This is a genomic window from Paraburkholderia sp. A1RI_3L (genome assembly GCF_048957895.1).
Lineage (GTDB): Bacteria > Pseudomonadota > Gammaproteobacteria > Burkholderiales > Burkholderiaceae > Paraburkholderia > Paraburkholderia kururiensis.
In genome coordinates, this window is the sequence record NZ_JARCHA010000008.1 from 125,052 (window position 1) to 145,336 (window position 20,285).

20 protein-coding genes are annotated in these 20,285 nt (G+C 65.9%); 10 read left to right on the forward strand and 10 right to left on the reverse strand.

The genetic code is table 11. The features are described from left to right. Positions 1 to 412 precede the first annotated feature (412 nt). Positions 413 to 1,231, forward strand: coding sequence for a hypothetical protein (locus tag PXJ20_RS21280; protein ID WP_421031081.1), 819 nt, complete (start codon positions 413 to 415; stop codon positions 1,229 to 1,231). Here the strand turns inward: PXJ20_RS21280 and PXJ20_RS21285 are convergent. Further along, positions 1,223 to 2,425 carry an alpha/beta fold hydrolase gene (locus PXJ20_RS21285; protein WP_421031082.1) on the reverse strand — a complete coding sequence of 401 codons (1,203 nt, stop codon included), beginning with the start codon at positions 2,423 to 2,425 and terminating at the stop codon, positions 1,223 to 1,225. The genes PXJ20_RS21280 and PXJ20_RS21285 overlap by 9 nt on opposite strands. A gap of 189 nt (positions 2,426 to 2,614) precedes the next feature. Between PXJ20_RS21285 and PXJ20_RS21290 the strand changes: the two genes are divergently transcribed. After that, complete coding sequence (locus PXJ20_RS21290) at positions 2,615 to 3,406, forward strand: SDR family NAD(P)-dependent oxidoreductase (RefSeq protein ID WP_017777493.1); 792 nt, start codon at positions 2,615 to 2,617, stop codon at positions 3,404 to 3,406. Positions 3,407 to 3,467: 61 nt separating this feature from the next. Here PXJ20_RS21290 and PXJ20_RS21295 read toward each other — a convergent pair whose 3' ends face one another. Continuing rightward, positions 3,468 to 4,280 (reverse strand): response regulator transcription factor, encoded by an 813-nt coding sequence (locus PXJ20_RS21295; RefSeq protein ID WP_421031083.1) that lies wholly within the window; start codon positions 4,278 to 4,280, stop codon positions 3,468 to 3,470. Between the two features lie 536 nt (positions 4,281 to 4,816). Next, on the reverse strand, positions 4,817 to 5,005 hold the full coding sequence (locus tag PXJ20_RS21300) for a hypothetical protein (protein WP_017777491.1): 189 nt from the start codon (positions 5,003 to 5,005) through the stop codon (positions 4,817 to 4,819). Positions 5,006 to 5,329: 324 nt separating this feature from the next. On the opposite strand from PXJ20_RS21300, the gene PXJ20_RS21305 reads away from it, so the two are divergent. Together PXJ20_RS21305 and PXJ20_RS21310 are read left to right on the forward strand one after the other, a co-directional pair. Continuing rightward, a complete protein-coding gene (locus PXJ20_RS21305; RefSeq protein ID WP_017777490.1) occupies positions 5,330 to 5,530 on the forward strand; it encodes a DUF3562 domain-containing protein in 201 nt (66 codons plus the stop codon). A gap of 385 nt (positions 5,531 to 5,915) precedes the next feature. Then, the gene (locus tag PXJ20_RS21310) at positions 5,916 to 6,191 is read left to right on the forward strand and encodes a DUF2866 domain-containing protein (RefSeq protein ID WP_411828962.1); all 276 of its coding nucleotides are present in this window, start codon (positions 5,916 to 5,918) and stop codon (positions 6,189 to 6,191) included. A gap of 31 nt (positions 6,192 to 6,222) precedes the next feature. Here the strand turns inward: PXJ20_RS21310 and ftrA are convergent, their stop codons facing one another. Next, complete coding sequence (gene ftrA, locus PXJ20_RS21315; protein WP_421031084.1) at positions 6,223 to 7,203, reverse strand: transcriptional regulator FtrA; 981 nt, start codon at positions 7,201 to 7,203, stop codon at positions 6,223 to 6,225. A gap of 98 nt (positions 7,204 to 7,301) precedes the next feature. Here ftrA and PXJ20_RS21320 point away from each other — a divergent pair, with 98 nt between their 5' ends. Then, positions 7,302 to 7,799, forward strand: a complete 498-nt coding sequence (locus tag PXJ20_RS21320; protein ID WP_421031085.1) for a rhodanese-like domain-containing protein — start codon at positions 7,302 to 7,304, stop codon at positions 7,797 to 7,799. On the opposite strand, the gene dapA is transcribed toward PXJ20_RS21320, so the two are convergent. Next, the gene (gene dapA, locus PXJ20_RS21325; protein WP_421031086.1) at positions 7,753 to 8,610 is read right to left on the reverse strand and encodes a 4-hydroxy-tetrahydrodipicolinate synthase; all 858 of its coding nucleotides are present in this window, start codon (positions 8,608 to 8,610) and stop codon (positions 7,753 to 7,755) included. The genes PXJ20_RS21320 and dapA overlap by 47 nt on opposite strands. A 435-nt stretch (positions 8,611 to 9,045) precedes the next feature. Between dapA and PXJ20_RS21330 the strand changes: the two genes are divergently transcribed. Continuing rightward, on the forward strand, positions 9,046 to 10,338 hold the full coding sequence (locus PXJ20_RS21330; protein WP_026121984.1) for an aspartate carbamoyltransferase: 1,293 nt from the start codon (positions 9,046 to 9,048) through the stop codon (positions 10,336 to 10,338). Positions 10,339 to 10,378: 40 nt separating this feature from the next. Here PXJ20_RS21330 and PXJ20_RS21335 read toward each other — a convergent pair whose 3' ends face one another. From PXJ20_RS21335 to PXJ20_RS21345, 3 genes are all read right to left on the reverse strand, one after another. Beyond that, positions 10,379 to 10,693, reverse strand: a complete 315-nt coding sequence (locus PXJ20_RS21335; RefSeq protein WP_126876431.1) for a DUF4148 domain-containing protein — start codon at positions 10,691 to 10,693, stop codon at positions 10,379 to 10,381. A gap of 298 nt (positions 10,694 to 10,991) precedes the next feature. Next, positions 10,992 to 11,306, reverse strand: a complete 315-nt coding sequence (locus PXJ20_RS21340; RefSeq protein ID WP_017777483.1) for a DUF4148 domain-containing protein — start codon at positions 11,304 to 11,306, stop codon at positions 10,992 to 10,994. 195 nt (positions 11,307 to 11,501) lie between these two features. Beyond that, on the reverse strand, positions 11,502 to 12,038 hold the full coding sequence (locus tag PXJ20_RS21345) for a carboxymuconolactone decarboxylase family protein (RefSeq protein WP_017777482.1): 537 nt from the start codon (positions 12,036 to 12,038) through the stop codon (positions 11,502 to 11,504). A gap of 115 nt (positions 12,039 to 12,153) precedes the next feature. Between PXJ20_RS21345 and PXJ20_RS21350 the strand changes: the two genes are divergently transcribed. From PXJ20_RS21350 to PXJ20_RS21365, 4 genes are all read left to right on the forward strand, one after another. Continuing rightward, the gene (locus tag PXJ20_RS21350; protein ID WP_421031087.1) at positions 12,154 to 13,131 is read left to right on the forward strand and encodes a cupin domain-containing protein; all 978 of its coding nucleotides are present in this window, start codon (positions 12,154 to 12,156) and stop codon (positions 13,129 to 13,131) included. A 338-nt stretch (positions 13,132 to 13,469) separates the two neighbouring features. After that, positions 13,470 to 14,249, forward strand: coding sequence for a (2Fe-2S)-binding protein (locus tag PXJ20_RS21355; protein WP_421031088.1), 780 nt, complete (start codon positions 13,470 to 13,472; stop codon positions 14,247 to 14,249). A gap of 47 nt (positions 14,250 to 14,296) precedes the next feature. Further along, positions 14,297 to 15,298 (forward strand): FAD binding domain-containing protein, encoded by a 1,002-nt coding sequence (locus tag PXJ20_RS21360; RefSeq protein ID WP_421031089.1) that lies wholly within the window; start codon positions 14,297 to 14,299, stop codon positions 15,296 to 15,298. Beyond that, positions 15,295 to 17,520 carry a xanthine dehydrogenase family protein molybdopterin-binding subunit gene (locus PXJ20_RS21365; protein WP_421031090.1) on the forward strand — a complete coding sequence of 742 codons (2,226 nt, stop codon included), beginning with the start codon at positions 15,295 to 15,297 and terminating at the stop codon, positions 17,518 to 17,520. Before PXJ20_RS21360 ends, PXJ20_RS21365 begins: the two co-directional genes overlap by 4 nt. Before the next feature lie 45 nt (positions 17,521 to 17,565). Here PXJ20_RS21365 and PXJ20_RS21370 read toward each other — a convergent pair whose 3' ends face one another. After that, positions 17,566 to 18,903 carry an MFS transporter gene (locus tag PXJ20_RS21370; RefSeq protein ID WP_421031091.1) on the reverse strand — a complete coding sequence of 446 codons (1,338 nt, stop codon included), beginning with the start codon at positions 18,901 to 18,903 and terminating at the stop codon, positions 17,566 to 17,568. After that, positions 18,900 to 20,117: a YbfB/YjiJ family MFS transporter gene (locus PXJ20_RS21375; RefSeq protein WP_421031092.1), complete on the reverse strand. Its 1,218-nt coding sequence runs from the start codon at positions 20,115 to 20,117 to the stop codon at positions 18,900 to 18,902. The genes PXJ20_RS21370 and PXJ20_RS21375 overlap by 4 nt, the downstream gene beginning before the upstream one ends. Positions 20,118 to 20,285 lie beyond the last annotated feature (168 nt).

The following is a 20,285-nucleotide window of genomic DNA, read 5'->3' on the forward strand; positions in this document are numbered from 1 at the left end:
GCCCGGATGGGGCACCGCTGGCGCCGCTACCGCAACAGGGGGCTGCGCGACCAAACCGGAAACGGCAAGCCGGATGCATATATGCAAACTGGATATGCCATTTTTTGCGAGTGCCGCAATAAAAAATTTTGCGAGCGCCTAATTCACCGCAAGTATTCCCTTTTCGGGACCCGCAAGTCGGCGATGATAAATCAGTTCGCGCTGCGCGAACTTTCCGGGAGATCAGAATCGGCCGGGCTGAGCCGGCCTCCACACCTTTTTGGCGCGTGGAGCACAGACGCGCGCTTATCCGCCCTTCTTGAGGACGGCCCTTTCGCGACGCCTCACGCTTGACCCAAATCAACGTCGCAGCAACACCCGGCGGCACGATGGAACGCACTCGCGTTCGCATCCGTTGCCCGGGGAAATGCCCATGTCCGTTGTTCGAAGTCCCTTGTTCAAGGCCGCGCTGCTGGTTGCCGCGCTCCTTGCCGTTTCGTCTGCCAGCATCGCCCAGGGGCCGGGCAAGCCGCCCGTCGTCGAACCGCGCGAGCTGGTTTCGCCCCAGGAGCGGCTCGATTACTGCAATGAAATGCACAACGCATCGACGCTCGACGAGCGCCTCGCCATCGCGCGTCGCATGCGCGACACGCTGGTGGCCCGCGCGAAGGAAAAAGGCGTGGCGTTACCCTCGCCGACGCGCCGCGGCATGCGCGGCGCGCAAGGTGGCGCGCGGGGCGGCGCGGACAGCGGCATGCACGGCGGCAAATCTGGCGTGGGTCCGAACGGCGAGGCGACGATGCGCAGCTACGGTATGGACTGCGGCAAGGTGGGGCTGATGGTGGACAGCGGCGAGCCTGGGGCCGTGGCAAGTCAGGCGCCTGGCCTCGACGTGCACTACGCGAATGGCATTGCCTACGTCTCGGGCGGCGTAGGTCAGGACGAGGCCGACGCCATGCGCGCCGTCCGCACGGACTACAGCATGCGGGCCACGTTTGCGACGTCCGCCGGAACGTATCTCTCCGACGTTGCCGTGCGCGTGGAAAACGCGGACGGCTCGACGCTCTTCACCACGCGCTCGGACGGTCCGTTCCTGTACGCGAAGCTGCCTGCGGGCCACTATCGGCTGATCGCCACGTCGGACCGGGTCGAACGCGCCCGCACCATCGACATACCTCGCCACGGCAGCGTGACCGTCACGCTGACGTGGCCCGCTCCCACATTGAAGCAGCCCGCGAAACAGTCAGGCTGAGGCAGATCGCGCCGAGGCACTGGCGACCCAGGCCGCAATGCCGGGCCACGCTTCGCGCAGCGTGCGCGACCCCATGAAAAGCCCGATGTGCCCGCCGGGCACGAGCTTCTTCACGATGTCCGCGGGCGGCGTGCCGAGGTATTTGTCCGCATCGAAGACCTGCTCGCGCGTGGTGATGTCGTCAGATTCGCCCGCCAGCAGATAGACCGGGCACGTCACCGTGCGCAGGTCGAGGCGCTTGCCCAGTGCCACGAACTCGCCCTTCGCGAACCGGTTCTCCTTGAAAATCTGGCCGATGGCCTGGAGATACCAGCGCCCCGGCAGATCGACGGGATTCTCGTACCAGCTTTCGAACGCCTCTTCCTTCTTCAGATACGCCGGGTCGTCGATGTGCTCGTAGAGGTCGACGTGATCGGTGATGTAGTGCTGGTCCGGATGCATGTTCTTCCAGCCCCGCAGCATGAACCGCCCGCGCATCAGGCCGTCGCCCAGGCGCACCAGGTCTTCGTAGAACGACAGGGGCAAGGTGTGGGCCATCTGCTTGATGGGACCGTCGCCCGCGTCGGTATCGATGGGCGAGCCGGCCAGCACGAGGCTCGCCACCTTGTGGGGAAAGCGCGCCGCGAACATCGCCGCCATCCAGCCGCCCTGGCACAGGCCGATCAGGTTCACGCGGCCGCCCAGCTCGTCCACGCACACGTTCAGTTCGGCGAGATACTGGTCGATCTCGAGATCCTTCATGTCGAGCGTTGCCGTTTTCCAGTCGGTTAGATAAAGCCGTTTGAGGCCATGCTTGCGCAGCGTTTCCATGAGACTCTGACCGGGCTGGAAGTCGGCGATCATCGCGCTGTGGCCCGCGTAGGGCGCGTCCACGATGGTCGGTAGAACTGTGTCGGACGACGCAGCGTGAGATGCCGCGGCGCTGTGGTTCGCGTGCGGCGTCGAGGAGTAGTCGCGCAGCACCATGGTGCGCAGATCGAGCAGCGGGCGGCTCGGTGTCGCGAGGGCCGGATGCAAACCGAAGTGGATCTTCTCCTCTTCGGCGAGAAAGGCCAGATTCTTCGCGGACAGTTGGATGCCGGTTTGAACCATGGCGGCCGCGGCGGCGATCGGCCAGAAGAACGGCAGCGCCGGCGCGCGGTCCTTGCGGTGTGAGCGGGAAGCGGATCCAGACGCGGGAGTAGGCGTGTTCATGGGATTCCTGTCGACGTCAGAAGGTGATCGGGAGCGTGGAGTCGGGTGGAGTCAGGCTCGAAGCACGAGACACGAGGAAGTCTGTATGACGTGCTCCCGAAATAATTGATCGCCGTCAGACGTTGCAGAAGAATGACGACGCGGCGGCCCAGCCTTATCCGGTGAACTTTTCATGACAAGGAGACAGCAATGGACCTGAAACTGCGCGGCAAGGTGGCGGTGCTGACGGGCGCAAGCGTGGGCATCGGACTCGCGGTGGCGGAAGGCCTGGCGGCCGAAGGGGTGAACCTCGTACTCGCCGCGCGGCAGGAGGCGCGCCTTGCGTGCGCTGCACGCGAGATCGCCGCGAAACACGGCGTCAAGGCCGTGCCGGTGGCCTGCGACGTCGCCACATCCGCCGGCGTGGAGGCGCTCGTGCGCGGCGCACTCGAAAGCTTCGGCGGCGCGGACATCCTCTTCAACAACGCGGGCACGGGCAGCAACGAGACCATCATGGCCGCGCCCGACGAGAAATGGCAGGCGTATTGGGACTTGCACGTGATGGCCGCGGTCAGGCTCGCACGCGGCCTCGCGCCGGGCATGAAAGCGCGCGGCGGTGGCGTGATCCTGCACAACGCGTCGATCTGTGCGGTGCAGCCGCTCGGCTACGAGCCTATCTATAACGTCACGAAGGCCGCCCTCATGATGTTCTCGAAGAACCTCGCGAACGAACTCGTCGGCGACAACATCCGCGTGAATACCATCAATCCCGGGCTCGTGCTGACGCCGGACTGGATCAAGACGGCGAAACAGCTGAGCGCTCAGGACGGTGGAGACTGGGAAGCTTATCTACAGCGCGTGGCCGACGAGCACGCGCCGATCAGGCGCTTCGCGACGCCGGAGGAACTCGCGGACTTCATCGTGTTCCTCTGCTCGCCGCGGGCCAGTTACAGCGTAGGCGCGACCTACTTCGTGGATGGCGGGATGCTGCGGACGGTCTGAGACGCCGTGCCGTGAATCGAGCGTGCGAGGCGCACCTGTAGCGGTGCGCCGCCGTGAAGCGTCATGCCTTATCGCGATTCACCAGCTGCTCGAGACGATAGCCGTAGCCGTAGATAGGCGAGAGCCGGTAGCCGTTTTCCGGCCTGAGCCCGAGCTTGGTACGCACCACGGAAATGTGCGTGTCCATGGTGCGCGACGGCGCGCCAGCCGAGGACGGCCACACCGCTTCGAAGATCTGCTCGCGCGACAGCGACGCGTCGATGCACTGAAAGAGCAGCAGGGCAAGGCTGAATTCTTTCTGGGTCAGCGTGACGGCTCGCCCTTTCACGAACACTGCGCGTGTGCCGAAATCGAATTCGAAGTCGCCGAACACAGCCTTGCCCGTACTCTGGTCGATTCCGTGATCGATCTTCCGGTCGATGGCCTGGCCGTTCCTGTAGCCATTCGCATGGCCGTTCATGCCCGCGTATCCGTGCGCGCCGTGTGTAGCCAGCGCGACCGACCGCTCGGCAAGCGCCCGGGCCAGCATGGCATCGACCTCAGCGAGCAGTGCCGCTGCGGACAGCGGCCCGATCACGCAACGGTCCACGGGGACATCGCCGATTACGCCAGGCGGTGCTGCGCCCCCGGCCTGCACAATGCACAGCACCGGCGTTCTGGCCGGGCTGCGTTGCCGCGCCCAGCCCAGTGGCATGTCGCCGCGCATGCGGGACATGTCCCAGTCGATTACCACGAGATCCAGTGCTTGCTGTTCGAGCGCGTGCGCGAGCGACACGCCGTCGAAAAATGCCCGGCAGGTATGGCCGCCGCGCAACAGCGCCTGAGCGGCAAAGTCGGCGCGCGTCACGTCCGCGGCCAGAATCGCTATCCTCATGCTCCCCCCGCAATGCTGCAACATGGCGGCTTTGTTCCCGGTGCACCCGGCACTCCGTCACTGTGAACGCGACAACCATGCGAGCCGGTGCGGCCCTGTCGCGTTGGCGAAACATCCGGGCGCTGCCGCGGCGGCGCGACTGAAGACGGCAAACGGCGCGCAACGATGACGCACATGCCGTGTGCAAACCAAACGGACGCTATCGCGTCTGATCCGTTTGCATTGGGTTTTGCCCTTCTTTTTGCCGTTCTTTCAGCCGGCCGCGCCGAGCAGGCGCACGAGCGCAAGGCACTGACGTTCGGGAATAAAGTCGATAATCGAAACGGCCAATCGGTTTCGCGACCGAAAAAATTTCGGCGAGATTTAACACTTACGATGACGGCCAGTTTCTCCTGCGAATCGATTCTATTGGAACGTCACGAGGGCGAATGTCAAAGATCGTCAGATTAGGAATGACGCGCCCATGTCGGCTGCGCGGCAAGGCCGCCGCGCGTGCATAGCGACGTGCATGGCGAAAAGAGAAAAAACAGCGGCTGTTAGCGGGACGAGATAACGGCGGACGCCGGCGTATCGGTACTCTGTGCCACCACACTGCTGTCGGACGGGCCTTGCATGTGGATCTGCCGGTTAATGACGCTGTCGCGCAGAATAGCGCTGAGGCTCACGAGTAATGCGACCACCACGACACCGAGCGCGCAATACCCGGCGATTTTTAGCGTTTTCATCGTCACGCTCCGTCAAAAGCGAGTGACTGATATAGCGGACAGTTGCCGTCCACCAGAATGTGGGAACGTCGCCATATATACCACGGCCGTACGAAGCGAATATGGCAAAAAGAGGGGTAGCGCACTGCGCCGTCATGCCGCGTGGCCATACCGGATTCAAGGCGCGCATCTTGCATACACGGCACGGGTGTAGTGGAACCCGGTCTACTTCTTTTACCCGGCGCCGGACCGATAGTGCGATTCAATTTGCATCGGGCCATCCGGTGTTCTCTAATCAGACCTGCGCGTCTTTCTTCCCTCGTCCTGTCGCCCCCGGAGAGCAACATGGCTCAGCCCAACAAAGCGGAAGTCGTCCACGCCATTGCAGCTGAAACCAATACGCCGGAAGAAACGGTGGCAAGAATGTACGAAGAAACATGGGACGACTACCGGGCCGACGCCCGCATCCTCGACTATGTGCCGCTGTTCGTCGCGAAAAAGGTTCGCGAAACGCTACGGCATAGCCACACGCGCGGCGCGAAGTAAGCCCGCCGCTTCTCCTTTTCCCTGCTTTTGAAGTCGACGCTGCGCCAGCGGCGTCGCATGCTCGGGCACGCCCCTGGTCAGCGGCACTCACTGACAACGTGCAGGTTTTTGCACGCACCTCACTCGTATGCCCTGCTCCGCCTGCTCCGCCGATATGCGGCGCGACTCCATCACGCACCCTGCGCACACCGTCCGGCGCTGTCCGCGCATCCGCTCGCGAAATGAACTGATACAACCTCACCGCGTGCTTTAAGGCTCGTTTAATTCTTCGCTGCAACCATACGACCATCCCCTGTTCGGCCGCCAAAGCATCGGCGGCATTTTTTTGGGCTGTTGCAGCCTCACAGGGCGTGCCAGGGTCGCTGACACGTGGGGAGAAACCACAATGACCAGAAAAACAGTGCTGGACGAGAGCGCGGTGCTTCAACTGCTTCACACCATGCAGCGCGATACCGCAGTCAAGCCCGTGCAAAGCTGCAGGATATCGGCGCCGCAGCGTCATCCGTTCGGACGTTCGTACCGGCTCGTCGAATGGACACTGCCTGACGACGAAGACGCGAGGCGCCAGGTCGTGCCCGCCGAAAGCAGCGCGCTGGATATCGCGCGCGTGGTCGCATCCCATGTCCCGGGGCGGCGGGTTCTTCAGAACGGCGAAGCGTAACGTGGCGAACGTGGTCGCTGCCTGAATCCCGTCACGCCGCCGTACGGCGACCCGACGCGCCAACGCCGAACTTTCTGCGATATTGCGCCGGACTCGTCAGCGCAATGCGCCTGAAGTGACGGCGTAGCGACTCCTCCGAACCAAAGCCCGCGAGCTGCGCCACGTGCGCGATCGGCATCTCGCCGGACGCTTCGAGCAGTTCCCGCGCAATCGCCACTCGCTCGCGAATCAGCCACTCCACAGGCGCCTGGCCCGTGGCCTCGCGAAACTGGCGCTGCAGCGTGCGCGGGCTCATCGCGGCTCGCTCCGCGAGCGAGGCGAGCGTATGGGTCTGCGCCGCGTTCGCGCGCATCCAGTCCATCAGCTTCGCAAGACGACCACCGTTGTCGGGCGGCATCGGTCTCGGCACGAACTGCGCCTGCCCGCCGTCGCGATGCGGCGGCACGACGAGGCGCTGCGCCACGCGATTCGCCACCGCCGGCCCGTAATCGCGGCGCACGAGATGCAGCAGCATGTCGAGCCCGGCCGCCGACCCCGCGGACGTCATCACCTCACCTTCATCGACATACAGCGCGTCGGGTTTCACACGCAGCTGCGGGTAGCGCTGCTGTAACTGCTGCGCGTAGCGCCAGTGCGTCGTGACGGTTTTGCCGTCCAGCACGCCGGCGGCCGCAAGCACGAACACGCCCGAGCAGATCGAGCACAGACGCGCGCCGCGCCGCCAGGCGGCGTATAGCTTCTTCAGCAACGCGGGCGGCGGCAGTTCGGCGGCATCGCGCCAGCCCGGCACGACGATGGTTTGCGCACGGTCGAGCAACGCCAACGTGTGAGGCGCCGCGAGCGTGATGCCGCCTGCCGCGCGTATCGGTCCACGCTCCACGGCACACACCGCAAAGCGGTACCAGTCCACACCGAGTTCCGGGCGCTCGAGCGCGAACACCTCGGTGACGCAGCCGAATTCGAAGGTGCAGAGCCGGTCGTAGACCAGCGCGACGACGAGATGATCTGGCATGGCGCGATGTTACCGGAGATTGTCGATTGCGCCACTTACCGGCGCGGCGTCGCCATCGCACCATGTGGGCTCCATCCCGATCAAAGAGGAGCCCCACCATGCCGCCCGAGTTTTCACGCAGCGAAACCACCGCCCACGCAATCGATGCCACGCCGGGCGCGGCACCGAACGCCGTCACCGCCGTACCCGCGGCCCCGAGTGCCACGGCCCTCGCGCACTTCGAATCGTCGATGGGTTTCGAGACCGACTGCTGGGACGTCCACGATGCGCTCGCTTCCGGCACGCCCGACTTCGTGTTGCTCGACGTGCGCAGCCCTGCTCTCTACGCACGCGGCCATGTGCCCGGCGCAGTCAATCTGCCGCACGGCAAGATCGTGGCGTCGAAGCTCGCCGCCTATCCCGCAGACACGCTCTTCGTCACCTACTGCGCCGGCCCGCATTGCAACGGCGCCGCGCGTGGCGCCATCCGTCTCGCCCGACTCGGCCGGCCGGTGAAGGTCATGATCGGCGGCATCACCGGCTGGCTCGACGAGGGCTTCGCGCTCGACACTACGCCGCCAGCAGCGTCTCCAGTTGACGCTGCAACGCCGGGCTGACCGGCGTCATCGGCGCGCGCAGTTCGTTGCGCATGATGCCGAGCACGGCGAGCGCCGCCTTGACGGGCGCCGGGTTCGGCTCGGCGAACAGCGCGCGCACGAGCGGCACGAGCGCGTGCCAAAGCGCGCGTCCCTCGTCCAGCCTGCCCTCGGCAAGCGCGCGATACATCGCCACGAAGCGCTCCGGCTGCACGTGCGCAGACGCCGTAATGCCGCCGCTACCGCCCATGCACAGCGTGCCGAACAGATTCAGGTCCTCGCCGCACAGCACCTGGAGCCGGCCATCCAGAATCAGCGCCAGCGTCGTTTCGAGCGACCCGGAGCAATCCTTCACGCCTACGATGCGCGGATGTTCCGCGAGCGTAAGCAACGTCGGCAGATCGATACGCACGCCCGTGCGCTGTGGAATGTCGTAGAGCAGGATCGGCTTCGCGCTCGCATCGGCGAGTGTGGAGAAATAATCGATGAGCCCGGCCTGCGACGGCCGCACGTAGTACGGCGCGCTGATGAGCAGCCCCGCAATGGGCTTCTCGTTGAGCATCGCAATCTGCTCGCGCACGCTTGCCACCTGATTGCCGCTCACGCCGGCCACCACGGGCAGTGGGCCTGCGGCACGCCGGATCGTGGCGAGCACGGCGGCCTGCTCGGCTGCATCGAGCGCAGCCGGCTCGCCCGTCGTGCCCAGCGCGACAAATCCCGCTACCCCGGCCTGCGCCTGGCGGCGAACCATCGCGGCAAGTGCCTCGTGATCCACGGCCCCATGGGCGAACGGCGTGACGACAGGAATCCAGATACCCGAAAAAATCGACATGACATACCTCGAATGCGACCGTATGGAAGATCCGCAGAGCGGCGCGCGGCGAGGCTGGTGAAGACCCGGGGACTACAGAAACGGCGGGGGATATTGCGGGGCCGGGGGCTGCCAACTGTTCCGTCGCACATCTGACGGAACAGCAGGCTCCGGTCAGATGAGCAGCTGTTTTTTGGCTTTCGAGCCGGCGAACATGCACGCCACCGCGGCCCGCGCGGCGAGACCGGCGGACTGGAACACACGATGTTGGAAAAAGGCGGCGGAATGCATGGGCGGCAGTTTAACCGGTTTTGGACGGCGGTGGCGCCCGCGGCGGAAAGACGAAGCCGTGCGCAGGCGCAAGCTCGGGCCGAATCCGCTTGACTTCCACAGGCGACGAACTAATATACGCACCGCGTATAGATTCCTTTCGCCGACCAACCGCACGGTGCCACCATGAGCGTCCCCCAACAAGCCTTCCTTCGCGACGCCATGCGGCGTCTGAACATGACCCGCGACTCCTTCGCAAGCCGCATCGGCGTGTCCCGCCGGGCGCTGGACACATGGCTTCTGCCCGACGATTCGCAGGAATCGCGCGGCATGCCCGAAATCGTGGAGCGCTTCGTTTCCGAGATCGTGGTCAATGCCGAGCCCGGCGAAGGATATACGCAAAGCGTAGATTCACAGTCGCTTGCCAGCCAGATGCTGTTCGAAGGCAAGCCCCAACTGCTTTCCGTCGACCAGTTCTCGCGCGACGCCGTAGAAGCGCTCTTTCGCGTCGCCGACATCATGCAGCCCATCGCCCAGCGCCGGAAAATCTCGCGCGTGCTGGAAGGCGCCGTGCTGGGCAATCTGTTCTTCGAGGCCAGCACGCGCACGCGCGTGAGCTTCGGCGCGGCGTTCTGCCGGCTCGGGGGATCGGTATGCGACACGACGGGCTTCACGTTCTCGTCGATGGCGAAAGGCGAATCCATCTACGATACGAGCCGCGTGATGAGCGGCTACGTCGACGCGATGGTGATTCGTCATCCTGAACAAGGCTCCGTGGCCGAATTCGCGCGCGCCACCAACATTCCCGTCATCAACGGCGGCGACGGCCCCGGCGAACATCCGAGCCAGGCCCTGCTCGACCTCTACACCATCCAGCGCGAATTCTCGCGGCTCGGCAAGATCGTGGACGGTGCGCACATCGCACTCGTAGGCGATCTCAAGTACGGCCGCACGGTGCATTCGCTCGTGAAGCTGCTCGCGTTGTATCGCGGCATCAAGTTCACGCTGATCTCGCCGCCCACGCTCGAAATGCCCAGCTACATCATCGAGCAGATCTCGCGTAACGATCATGTGGTGGAACAGACGCACGCGCTCGCGGAAGGCCTGCGCGGCGCCGATGTGGTGTACGCCACGCGCATCCAGAAAGAACGCTTCGCGGACGAATCGTTCGAGGGCTACACGCCCGAATTCCAGATCAATCAGGCGCTCGTCGATGCCGTGTGCGGACCGGACACGCTGATCATGCACCCGCTGCCGCGCGACAGCCGGCCGGGCGCCAACGATCTCTCAACCGACCTGAACCACGACTCGCGCCTCGCCATCTTCCGGCAGACGGACAACGGCATTCCGGTGCGCATGGCGATCTTCGCGGTACTGCTTGGCGTGGAAAAACTCGTCCAGCATTCGATGCGCGATGCCACATGGAAACGGCCCGCATGGCTCGGGCCGGACGACGCGATCTTTCACGGCATCGACTGATGCGTGCCGCGGGGCGCATCGACGCGCCCCGCGCGCGCTTTTAGTGATGCAGGAAGATAGGGGCCGAGTACGACGACACTTGCCGCTCAGCGGGCTGACCCGATTGCGACGAACCCGCCACCGTGCCGCCATAGGCCTGCGCGTCACCGTTTTGCGCGGCTACACGTGCCTGCGCAGCCTGCAATTCCGACGGGTAATTGGTACGGTCGCCGGACGGGTTGTAGCCGGCCTTCTCCAGTTGCACCAGTTCGGCGCGAACCTGCGCACGCGTCACAGGCGCATTCGACTGCGCGAACGAAGCCACCGGCGCAGCGATAGCAAGGGCGATAACCACAGACTTGACGAGCGATTTCATGATGGACCTCCTAAGTTTGTTTGTCCGGCAAGCCCCAGACCACTGTTTGTCTGAAGCTGTTAGAGAGCAGTGTAGGAGTTGAGCCGCCCGAGTTAAACGGGCCGCGCCCGAAATCACTGTTTTGTCTGGCGAGATAATCGCGTCGCGCCTGCAAAACGACCGCCAAATAACTCCGCAAACGAAACAAGCCCGCCACTCCCCATTAACGGGAGTGGCGGGCTAGCGCCTTCAAAGCCAGAGCCTTCAAATACCGCTCAAATCACGCGCCAGCCCATTCATCCGGCCGGCGCTGCTTCCATCAATGACGCACGAAGATGGGCGCCGAGTACGACGACACTTGCACGTCGGTGCGCTGGCCCGATTGCGACGAACCCGCTACCGTGCCGCCATAAGCCTGCGCGTCACCGTTCTGCGCCGCGACGCGCGCTTGCGCTGCCTGCAGTCGCGCCGGATAGTCGACGCGGTCCGAAACCGGGTTGTAGCCGGCCTTTTCCAGTTGCACCAGTTCGGCGCGAAGCTGGGCGCGTGTCACGGGCGCATTCGACTGCGCAAACGAAGCCACCGGTGCAGCGACGGCAAGAGCGATAACCACGGACTTGATAAGCGATTTCATGATGAACCTCCAAAAGTTGTTTATCGGATAAGCCGCAGACCGTTGTTTGTCTGAAGCTGTTGGATGCCAGTGTAGGAGTTGCGCGGCCCGCGTTAAACGGGTCGCGCCTGAAATCACTGTTTTGGCGAGCCATACAATCGGCGTCCGCGTGCCGACACACCGACCTTATGCAACGTCACGCAACGTCACGCAACGTTATGCGACGGCCGGAAAATCGATGTCCGTGTCATTCACGCGGTTAACCAGATTCGTGAACGTGATCGACGCGATCGCGAGATTGATCTCGATGACCTGGCGCTCCGTGTAGCCGGCGGCGCGAATCGCGTCCACCGCATCAGCCGGCACCGTACCGCGCGTGCCGACGAGCGTGCGCACGTACGTGACCAGCGCGTCGCGCTTCGCGTCGCCGGTTGCCGCGCCCGACCTCGCCTGCTTCATCTGTTCGGCCGAAAGCCCCGCGAGCTTGCCCATCAGCGTGTGTGCAGCGACACAGTAATCACAGCCCACGTGCTCGCTCACCACGAGCTTGATGACTTCGATATCGGACTTGCCGAGCGTGCTGGCCGCCACCGCGGCGTCGAACGCGAGCACAGCCGAAAGCGCTTCGGGGCTGTGCGTGCCGACCGTGGCGTAAGCGTTCGGCACCTTGCCGACGGCCTTCTTGATCTTCGCGAACACTTCGGCGGCGGCACCGGTGGCGGCTTCGGGGCGGATGCTGGTGAGACGGGTCATGATGTGCTCCTGAGTTGAGAGGTTAGCCATGTCGTATGGCATGGACGTCAGTGTAGGCACACACCACGAGCCGTTTAATGCCATAATTGCGCAAATTCATGCTCAAACGTCTCACATGGAACTACTCGACCGACTCCTTTCGCTGATGCCCGTCGCCGGGCGACTCGACGTGCGCTGCCACTTCGGCTCCCCGTGGCGGCTCGACGAGCCACGCGCCGGCGAGTGGGAAATCCGCTATCACGTGCTGTTGCGTGGCGAAGCCGTCGTGGAAATACCCGGCGCGCCACGCGGTAAATCCGCGGTGCGCATGAAGGCGGGCGACATCGTGCTGTTCCCGTCCGGCAGCGCGCACACCGTGCACGACGGCAGCGGCAAACGGGCACGCGCCGTGCGCGAGGAACAGGTTGACGGGTTGACCATCGCGACCAACGGCAGCACGCGTGGTGGCGCCGACCTGCTCTGCGGATGGTTCGTGTTGCCGGTCGTGCCGCAGCAGTTGCTACGCGATCATCTGCCGCAACGCCTCATCGTCAGCAGCATGACCGCGAGTGTCGAGCAGGACGAACGCGATACCGCCTTCGCGGCCAGTCGTCTTGCGCGTCTCGTCGAACTCATGCGCGAAGAAGCGTTCGAGCAGCGCCCCGGTTATGGAACGATCGTGAATCAACTCTCCGGTGCGCTGTTCGCGTTGACACTGCGCTGCGCGAGCGAATCTGCCGACGCCCCGCGCGGCCTGCTTGCACTCGCGCAGAGGCCGCGTCTGCAACCGGCCATTGCCGCGATGTTCGACGAGCCCGCTCAACCGTGGACCCTCCCCGCACTCGCCGCGCGCTGCCACATGTCGCGTGCGACGTTCGTGCGCCACTTCGAAGAAGCGTTGGGCCGTTCGCCCGCCGACGTGCTGACCGAAATCCGCATGACGCTGGCCGGCCGCAAGCTCGCGCAAACACGGCTTTCCGTGGCGGAGATCGGTGAAGCGGTGGGGTATCAGTCCGACGCCGCATTCCAGCGCGTATTCAAACGACACGTGGGCGTGACCCCGGCGCAATGGCGCGCGCAGGCGAAACGCGATGCGGTGAACGAAGGGGCGTAGCCGCGCAACAGCGCAAGCCGTCGATCGATCGCACACGCCACCCGTCGCCCCATCACGTTCGAGCGTGCGGTAGCGAAATCCCGTAGCGAAATCGCAAGCCTTCGGTGCAACGTCGTTCACGCCCCTCCACGCCCTTTTCTGTCGATCACGACAGCATGCCGCCACCTGCGTGACAGCCTCGCGCCAGACCGCTGTCATATCGAACGAAAGTCGCGACATCTGCTTTACTTTGCCGCGTGTTGCGTGCAACGTGCGACGTTGATGCGCGGGCCTGCACCCTGCGCGCGGCACTGAAATTGCTGCCTCTGCACCCACCTTCATGGAGTGAGCAGAACGTCATGTCCAGCGATCGATTCACGACGACACCCACCCATACCGAGACGCCTGATGACGAGGCGACGGCATCGACTCATCGGCCCCGCGCTTCCGATACCGACAGCGCGCCGCCCCCGGCCAATAAGGCCCGCCGCCGCTTCCTGCAGTCCGCGGCGGCGGCCGCAACGATAGGCGCGGCGCCGCATCTGCGCGCGCAGACGCCTCAGGTGGCGGCGCCCTCCGCCGTGCCGCCATCGGTTTCGCCCACGCCGCCGCGCGCAGCCGTCCCGCCGCAGCCTGTGCGGCTCGACATCAACGGCCGCGAGTACACCTTGCAACTCGAACCGCGCGTCACGCTGCTCGATGCGCTGCGCGAATACGCCGGTCTCATGGGCACCAAGAAGGGCTGCGACCGCGGTCAATGCGGCGCTTGCACCGTGCTCGCCAACGGACGCCGCATCAACGCGTGTCTGACGCTTGCCGTCATGCACGAAGGCGAGCGCATCACCACCGTCGAAGGCCTCGCGAACAACGGTGTGCTGAGTCCCATGCAGCAGGCGTTCATCGAACATGACGCGTTTCAGTGCGGCTATTGCACGCCGGGCCAACTGTGCTCGGCCACGGCGCTTCTGAACGAGTTCTCCGCAGGCACCGCGAGCGCCGCCACCGACGACGTACGCACGCGTCCCGCACAGCTTTCCGACGACGAGATCCGCGAACGCATGAGCGGCAACCTGTGCCGCTGCGGCGCGTATCCGAACATCGTGGCCGCCGTGCGCGCTGTGCATACGGCGAAGGCATAACCCACGCATCGATCCACGCAACAGACAACAGACAGGAGCGAGCCCACATGCAAGCGATCTCCTATGAACGCGCAACCGACGTCGCGAGCGCGGTGCGTGCCGCGCAGCAGCCGGGCGCGGTGTTCATCGGCGGCGGCACGAATCTGCTGGACCTCATGAAAGGCGGCGTGGCGCATCCCGTCAAGCTCATCGACATCACGCGCATCAGCGGCCTCGATTCGATCGATACGCGACCGGGCGGCGCGCTGCGCATCGGCGCACTCGTGCGCAACAGCGACGCCGCGAACCACGCGCTCGTTCGCACGCGCTATCCGTTGCTCTCGCAAGCGCTGCTTGCCGGTGCCTCGGCACAGTTGCGCAACATGGCCACCGTGGGCGGCAACCTCATGCAGCGCACGCGCTGCGCGTATTTCTACGATCCCGCGTTCGCCCAGTGCAACAAACGCAACCCGGGCAGCGGGTGCGCCGCGATGGGTGGCCACAACCGCATGCACGCCATTCTCGGCGCGAGCCCGCAATGCGTGGCCGTGAATCCGTCGGACATGAGCGTGGCGCTCGCGGCGCTCGATGCCGTCGTGCTCGTGAGCGGCCCGAGCGGCGAGCGGCAGATTCCATTCGCCTCGTTTCATCGTCTGCCCGGCGACCGTCCCGATCTCGACACCACGCTCGAACCCGGCGAACTCATCACCGCGGTCGATCTCCCGCCGCCGCGCTTCGCCGACCACGCGCATTACCTCAAGGTGCGCGACCGCGCGAGCTACGCGTTCGCGCTCGTTTCGGTCGCGGCTGCGTTGCAGATGGACGGCCACACCGTGAAGGAAGCGCGCATCGCGCTGGGCGGTGTGGCGCACAAGCCGCTGCGCGCCACGGCAGCAGAGCAACGGCTCGCGGGCCAGCGCCTCACCGATGCCACGTTGCGCGACGCCGCTGCCCTCGCCCTGCGCGACGCCCGGCCGCTCGAGGGCAACGCCTTCAAAGTGCCGCTCGCACAACGCGCCATCGTGCGCTGCATGAAGCGCGCCGCAGGACAGATTGGAGACTTCGCATGAACAACCTGACCGGCCAGCCGCTCGATCGTATCGACGGCGTGCTCAAGGTGACGGGCGAGGCACGCTACGCCGCCGAGTTTCCCGAGGCGCGTCTTGCGCATGCGGTGCTCGTCACGAGCACGATTGCGTGCGGCAGCGTCGCATCCATCGATGCGAGCCGCGCGCAGTCCATGCCTGGCGTGCTGCTCGTCATGACGCACGAAAACGCCATGCGTCTGCCCAACAGCGGGCGCTCGCCGTTGTCGCCGCCCGCGGGGCGCCGGCTCACGCTGCTGCAGGACGACCAGGTGCGCTACAGCAACGAGCCTGTCGCCGTAGTGGTGGCCGACACGCTCGAACGCGCAACGGACGCCGCGAACGCGCTACGCATCCAGTACCGCGCGAGCAACGCCGCGCTCGACTTCGATCGCGCCAAGGCTGCGGCTCACACGCCGCCTGACCAGCAGAACCGCCCGATGGCCACGCAGCGCGGCAACGTGGAGGCCGGTTTGCACGAAGGCGCCGCCGTGCTCGACGTGACCTACACCACGCCGATGCAGCACCACAATCCCATGGAGCCGCACGCCACGATGGCCCACTGGGACGGCCCGCAGCTCACGCTCTACGACTCGACGCAAGGTGTCTCGGGCGCGCGCACGGCGGTGGCCGCCGTGTTCGGCATCGCGCCCGACAACGTGCGCGTGATCTCGCCGTTCCTGGGCGGCGGCTTCGGCTGCAAGGGCTCGTCGTGGTCGCACGTTTCGTTGTGCGCGATGGCTGCAAAGCAGACGGGCCGCCCCGTGCGCCTCGCGCTCACGCGTCCGCAGATGTTCGGGCCCGTGGGCGGCCGGCCGCACACCGAGCAGCGCCTCGTGCTCGCCGCGCGTCACGACGGCACGCTCACCGGCATGCGTCACGACTCGCTTGCCAACACCTCGACCTTCGAAGACTGGACCGAGATGTGCGGCCTCGCCACGCGCATTCTCTACGCCGTGCCGAACCAGGCCACCACGCACCGGCTCGTGCCGCTCAACGTCGGCACGCCCACCTTCATGCGCGCGCCGGGCGAAACGCCGGGCTCGTTTGCGCTCGAATCCGCCATGGACGAACTCGCGTGGCGCCTGCGCATGGACCCCGTCGCGCTGCGGCTCGCCAACTACGCCGAGGTCGATCCTCAGGATGGCAAACCATGGTCGAGCAAGGCACTGCGCGAGTGCTATCGCGTGGGCGCGCAGCGCTTCGGCTGGTCGCGCCGCACCAGCACGCCGCGCTCCATGCGCCGCGGCGACACGCTGATCGGGCTCGGCATGGCGACGGCGACGTATCCCGCGAATCGCAGCGAAGCATCGGCCATCGCGCGCATCCTGCCCGACGGCACGGCCATGGTGGCCTCGGGCACGCAGGACATTGGCACGGGCACCTACACGGTGATGACGCAGGTGGCCGCCGACGCGCTCGGCTTTCCGCCGCAGAACATCCGCTTCGCGCTCGGCGATTCGACCTTGCCGCGCGCGCCCGGGTCGGGCGGCTCGCAGTCGGCGGCCAGCGTCGCGCCCGCGGTGCGCGAAGCGGCGTTGCAGGCGCGCGCGAAGCTGATCGCCACGGCCATTGCCGACAAGGGCTCGCCGCTCTTCGGCGCCGCGGCCGAAGACGTCACCGTGGAAGACGGCTGGGTGACGAGCCGCCGCGACAGCTCGCGGCGCGATCCGGCCGCGGCCATCATCGCGCGGGCGGGCGGCCAGCCCATCGAGGCGCAGAGCACCACAAAGCCCGGCGACGAGAAAGCGCGCTACTCGTTCCACTCGTTCGGCGCCGTGTTTGCCGAAGTGCACGTGGATGCGGAACTCGGCACCATTCGCGTGGCGCGCATCGTGGGCGTCTACAGCGTGGGGCGGCTGCTCAACGCGAAGACCGCGCGCAGCCAGTTGATGGGCGGCATCGTGTGGGGCGTGGGCACCGCGCTCGAAGAAGGCACGCAACTCGATCTGCGCCATGGCCGCTTCACGAACGCGAACCTTGCGGAGTATCACGTGCCCGTGAACGCGGACATCCAGGACATCGACGTCACGTTCGTGGACGAGAACGACCAGCATTTCAATCCGCTCGGCATTCGCGGCATTGGCGAGATCGGCATTACGGGCGTGCCCGCGGCGATTGCCAATGCCGTCTATCACGCAACGGGTGTGCGGGTGCGCGATCTGCCGATCACGCTCGACAAGGTGATGGGTCCCGCGCAGGCGTGAGCAGCGCCGTCCGCCGCAGCGGCGCGCCGAACGCCGCCGCGCACGTCAAGGCTTGCGCGCCCAATGCGCAAGCCCCGCGCAGAGCATGAGCAGCGAGCCCGTGACGAAGAACACCGCGTGCAATCCGAAGAGCACGCCAATCTGCCCGCCAATCAGCGGGCCCGCCACCTGCCCGCTGAACTGCGCCGATTGCAGGTAACCGAGCATCTGGCCGGTGCTGCGTTCGTCCACGGCGTGCCGGGCGAGCTTGGCGATGGCGGGTAGCAGCCCCGCGAGCGTCATGCCCATCAGCACGCGCAGCGCCGCAAGCTGCCACCACTCCGTGACGAACGCCTGCGGAATCATGACGAGCGCTGTCGCCACGAGACAACCGACGATCACGTTCCAGCTGCCGATGCGATCCGCGAGCGCGCCGAGGCGCGCCGCCGTCAACATGCTGCCGAGTGCCGAGCACGCCATGACGACGCCCGCCACGCGCGTCAGCCGATCTGCCGCGACGCCGAGCCCGCCGATATAGACCGTGATGATGGGCTCGATCGACATGTTCGCGAGCAACACCATCATCGCCGTGACGAGCAGCGCGGCGATCACCGCGTAGTTGGCGCGCTGCGGCAAGCGCGTGCCGTTGCGCCCGTCAACGGCCGGGCGCGATGTCGCCCGTGATGCCCGCGCCCCCGCATCGCCGCGCTGAAAATCCTCCTTCACGACAAAGATCGTAAGCAAAGCAGCCACGGCGATCATCGCGCCGCCCGCGAAGAAGGTGCCGCGAATGCCGATCCAGCCCGGCAGCAGCCCGCCCACGAGCGGCCCGATCAGATTGCCCGCGAGCGCGCCGGTCGACAGCACACCGAGCGCCCAGCCTGCGCGTTCGCGCGGCGCCTGGGTGCCCACCATCACCGTGGACGCCGATGCATAACCGCCCACCAGCCCCGCGACGAGGCGCAGCGCCACGAGCTGATGCACCGTGTGAGCCACGCCGATCAGCGACATCACCACCGCCATGCCGATAGCGGCGCGCACCAGCATCGGCTTGCGTCCGTAACGGTCGGCCAGCCGCCCCCACAGCGGCGACGTCACCGCCGTGCCCAGAAACGTGGCGCCAAACGCCACGCCGGACCACTGAATCACCGCAGCCTGCGAGCTCACGCCGAGTTGCCGCACATAGAGCGGCAGGAACGGCAGCAACATGCTGAGGCTCACGAGCGTGGTGAACGAGCCGAACACGCAGACAGCCAGGTTGCGCCGCCAGTACTGCTCGTTGCGCCCGGCATAGCTGCGAGGGGCTGACGCGTGCACGTCCGCTGTTACGTCGGCCACGGCGGCGACATCATCAGCCGTCGCAACTGCTTCCACCGTTCCGTCCACGTCGGCGGGCCGGCTCATTTCGCCTTCTCTGTCACGATCAGATCGAGTGCCAGCGCGAGCACCAGAGCGACCGCGCCGATGGCGAACAGCATCGCGTAACCGCCGCCCGTGCGGGAAAACAGGAACGACAGTCCATACGCGGCCACCGCCTGCATCACGGCGAAGCTCGTGGTCGCCTTGCTCCATGCGCCTTTCTGCGCCGCGGGGTGATGCGCGAGCATTTCGTTCACGCGGCCCAGCACGATCGGCACGATGCCGGGCGCGAAGGCGCCCATCACCACGCTCGAGATCATCAGCGGCACGGGGCCAAGCCCCAGCAGCGGCAGCGCCACCGCGATCATCTGCACCCCGTATGCGATGCGCAGCGCCCGCGCAAAGCCCGCCCGGTCGGCAAGATGACCGCTCACCAGCGGACCCACCATCGCGCCAAGGCCATACAGCACCCAGTACTGCGCGCCGCCGTCCACGCCCTTGCCGAGACCGCGCGCCACGTAGTCCACGAGGAAGATCATGTGCGGCACGAGACCCACCGCATTCAAGCCGTAACCCGCGTACAGCGCGCGCAGTCCGCGAACCGGTGGGGCCTTGTGCGCGGCGTGGGGGTTGTGCGTGGCGGTGGACGCGTGCACCGTCGGCTCCTCATGCGGCCAGCCGTTCCACGCGACAACGGTAAGCACGAGCGAGACCGCGGCGAGCCCGAGCCAGGTCTGCGTCAGACCTTGATGCAGCAGCAGCGGCACGATGGTCCCCGAGGCTGCAATGCCGAGCCCGATGCCCGTGAAGATCGCCCCGCTCGTGAAGCCGCGCCGCGAAGGCGGTACGTGCGCGAGGATGGTGGGCGCGGCCATCACCATCAGCACGCCGCCCGACACACCCGATGCGAGCCGCCACAAGAAGAACCAGAGGAACGACACCGGCAGCGCACACGCGACGAAGGCCACCGTGACGAGCGCCATCATCGCGCGCAGCACCCACGCGGCAGGAAACTGCTTCGCGAGAGCACGCGCCGCGAGTGCGCCCGCAAGATAACCGCCCAGGTTGGCCGCGCCCAGATACGCGGCCGTCGAAGCGTCGAACCAATGCGCGCCGATGATGGCGGGCAACAGCGGCGTGTACGCGAAACGCGCGAGGCCAATGCCGACGAGACTCGCGCTCGCCCCGGCCACGGTGCCGCGCCAGAGATTGAAGGAGGCCGCGCCTGCGGCCCTGCCCTTGGTTGCTACGTAATCCATCGTCGACTCCTTCCGGCCGGGGAGGGAGAAAAGGTCCCGGCCTTCGCTGAAAGGCAGTCTAGATTGAATCGTTTTTCAACTGAATGGCCTCGCCACGGAAGACATTCTTCCGCGCGGCGATCGAATCACCACCCTCACGCAAGCCCGTGCAAGACCCGCGCGAGGCAG

Bases quoted from the DNA above. Each gene is read 5' to 3' on its own strand.
- PXJ20_RS21320 (WP_421031085.1), top strand. From the start codon at position 7,302: ATGCCGCCCGAGTTTTCACGCAGCGAAACCACCGCCCACGCAATCGAT.
- PXJ20_RS21300 (WP_017777491.1), bottom strand. From the start codon at position 5,005: ATGAAAACGCTAAAAATCGCCGGGTATTGCGCGCTCGGTGTCGTGGTG.
- PXJ20_RS21285 (WP_421031082.1), bottom strand. From the start codon at position 2,425: ATGAACACGCCTACTCCCGCGTCTGGATCCGCTTCCCGCTCACACCGC.
- PXJ20_RS21295 (WP_421031083.1), bottom strand. From the start codon at position 4,280: ATGAGGATAGCGATTCTGGCCGCGGACGTGACGCGCGCCGACTTTGCC.
- PXJ20_RS21330 (WP_026121984.1), top strand. From the start codon at position 9,046: ATGAGCGTCCCCCAACAAGCCTTCCTTCGCGACGCCATGCGGCGTCTG.
- PXJ20_RS21365 (WP_421031090.1), top strand. From the start codon at position 15,295: ATGAACAACCTGACCGGCCAGCCGCTCGATCGTATCGACGGCGTGCTC.
- PXJ20_RS21310 (WP_411828962.1), top strand. From the start codon at position 5,916: ATGACCAGAAAAACAGTGCTGGACGAGAGCGCGGTGCTTCAACTGCTT.
- PXJ20_RS21360 (WP_421031089.1), top strand. From the start codon at position 14,297: ATGCAAGCGATCTCCTATGAACGCGCAACCGACGTCGCGAGCGCGGTG.
- PXJ20_RS21350 (WP_421031087.1), top strand. From the start codon at position 12,154: ATGGAACTACTCGACCGACTCCTTTCGCTGATGCCCGTCGCCGGGCGA.
- PXJ20_RS21290 (WP_017777493.1), top strand. From the start codon at position 2,615: ATGGACCTGAAACTGCGCGGCAAGGTGGCGGTGCTGACGGGCGCAAGC.
- PXJ20_RS21280 (WP_421031081.1), top strand. From the start codon at position 413: ATGTCCGTTGTTCGAAGTCCCTTGTTCAAGGCCGCGCTGCTGGTTGCC.
- PXJ20_RS21340 (WP_017777483.1), bottom strand. From the start codon at position 11,306: ATGAAATCGCTTATCAAGTCCGTGGTTATCGCTCTTGCCGTCGCTGCA.
- ftrA (WP_421031084.1), bottom strand. From the start codon at position 7,203: ATGCCAGATCATCTCGTCGTCGCGCTGGTCTACGACCGGCTCTGCACC.
- PXJ20_RS21335 (WP_126876431.1), bottom strand. From the start codon at position 10,693: ATGAAATCGCTCGTCAAGTCTGTGGTTATCGCCCTTGCTATCGCTGCG.
- PXJ20_RS21375 (WP_421031092.1), bottom strand. From the start codon at position 20,117: ATGGATTACGTAGCAACCAAGGGCAGGGCCGCAGGCGCGGCCTCCTTC.
- dapA (WP_421031086.1), bottom strand. From the start codon at position 8,610: ATGTCGATTTTTTCGGGTATCTGGATTCCTGTCGTCACGCCGTTCGCC.
- PXJ20_RS21345 (WP_017777482.1), bottom strand. From the start codon at position 12,038: ATGACCCGTCTCACCAGCATCCGCCCCGAAGCCGCCACCGGTGCCGCC.
- PXJ20_RS21305 (WP_017777490.1), top strand. From the start codon at position 5,330: ATGGCTCAGCCCAACAAAGCGGAAGTCGTCCACGCCATTGCAGCTGAA.
- PXJ20_RS21370 (WP_421031091.1), bottom strand. From the start codon at position 18,903: ATGAGCCGGCCCGCCGACGTGGACGGAACGGTGGAAGCAGTTGCGACG.
- PXJ20_RS21355 (WP_421031088.1), top strand. From the start codon at position 13,470: ATGTCCAGCGATCGATTCACGACGACACCCACCCATACCGAGACGCCT.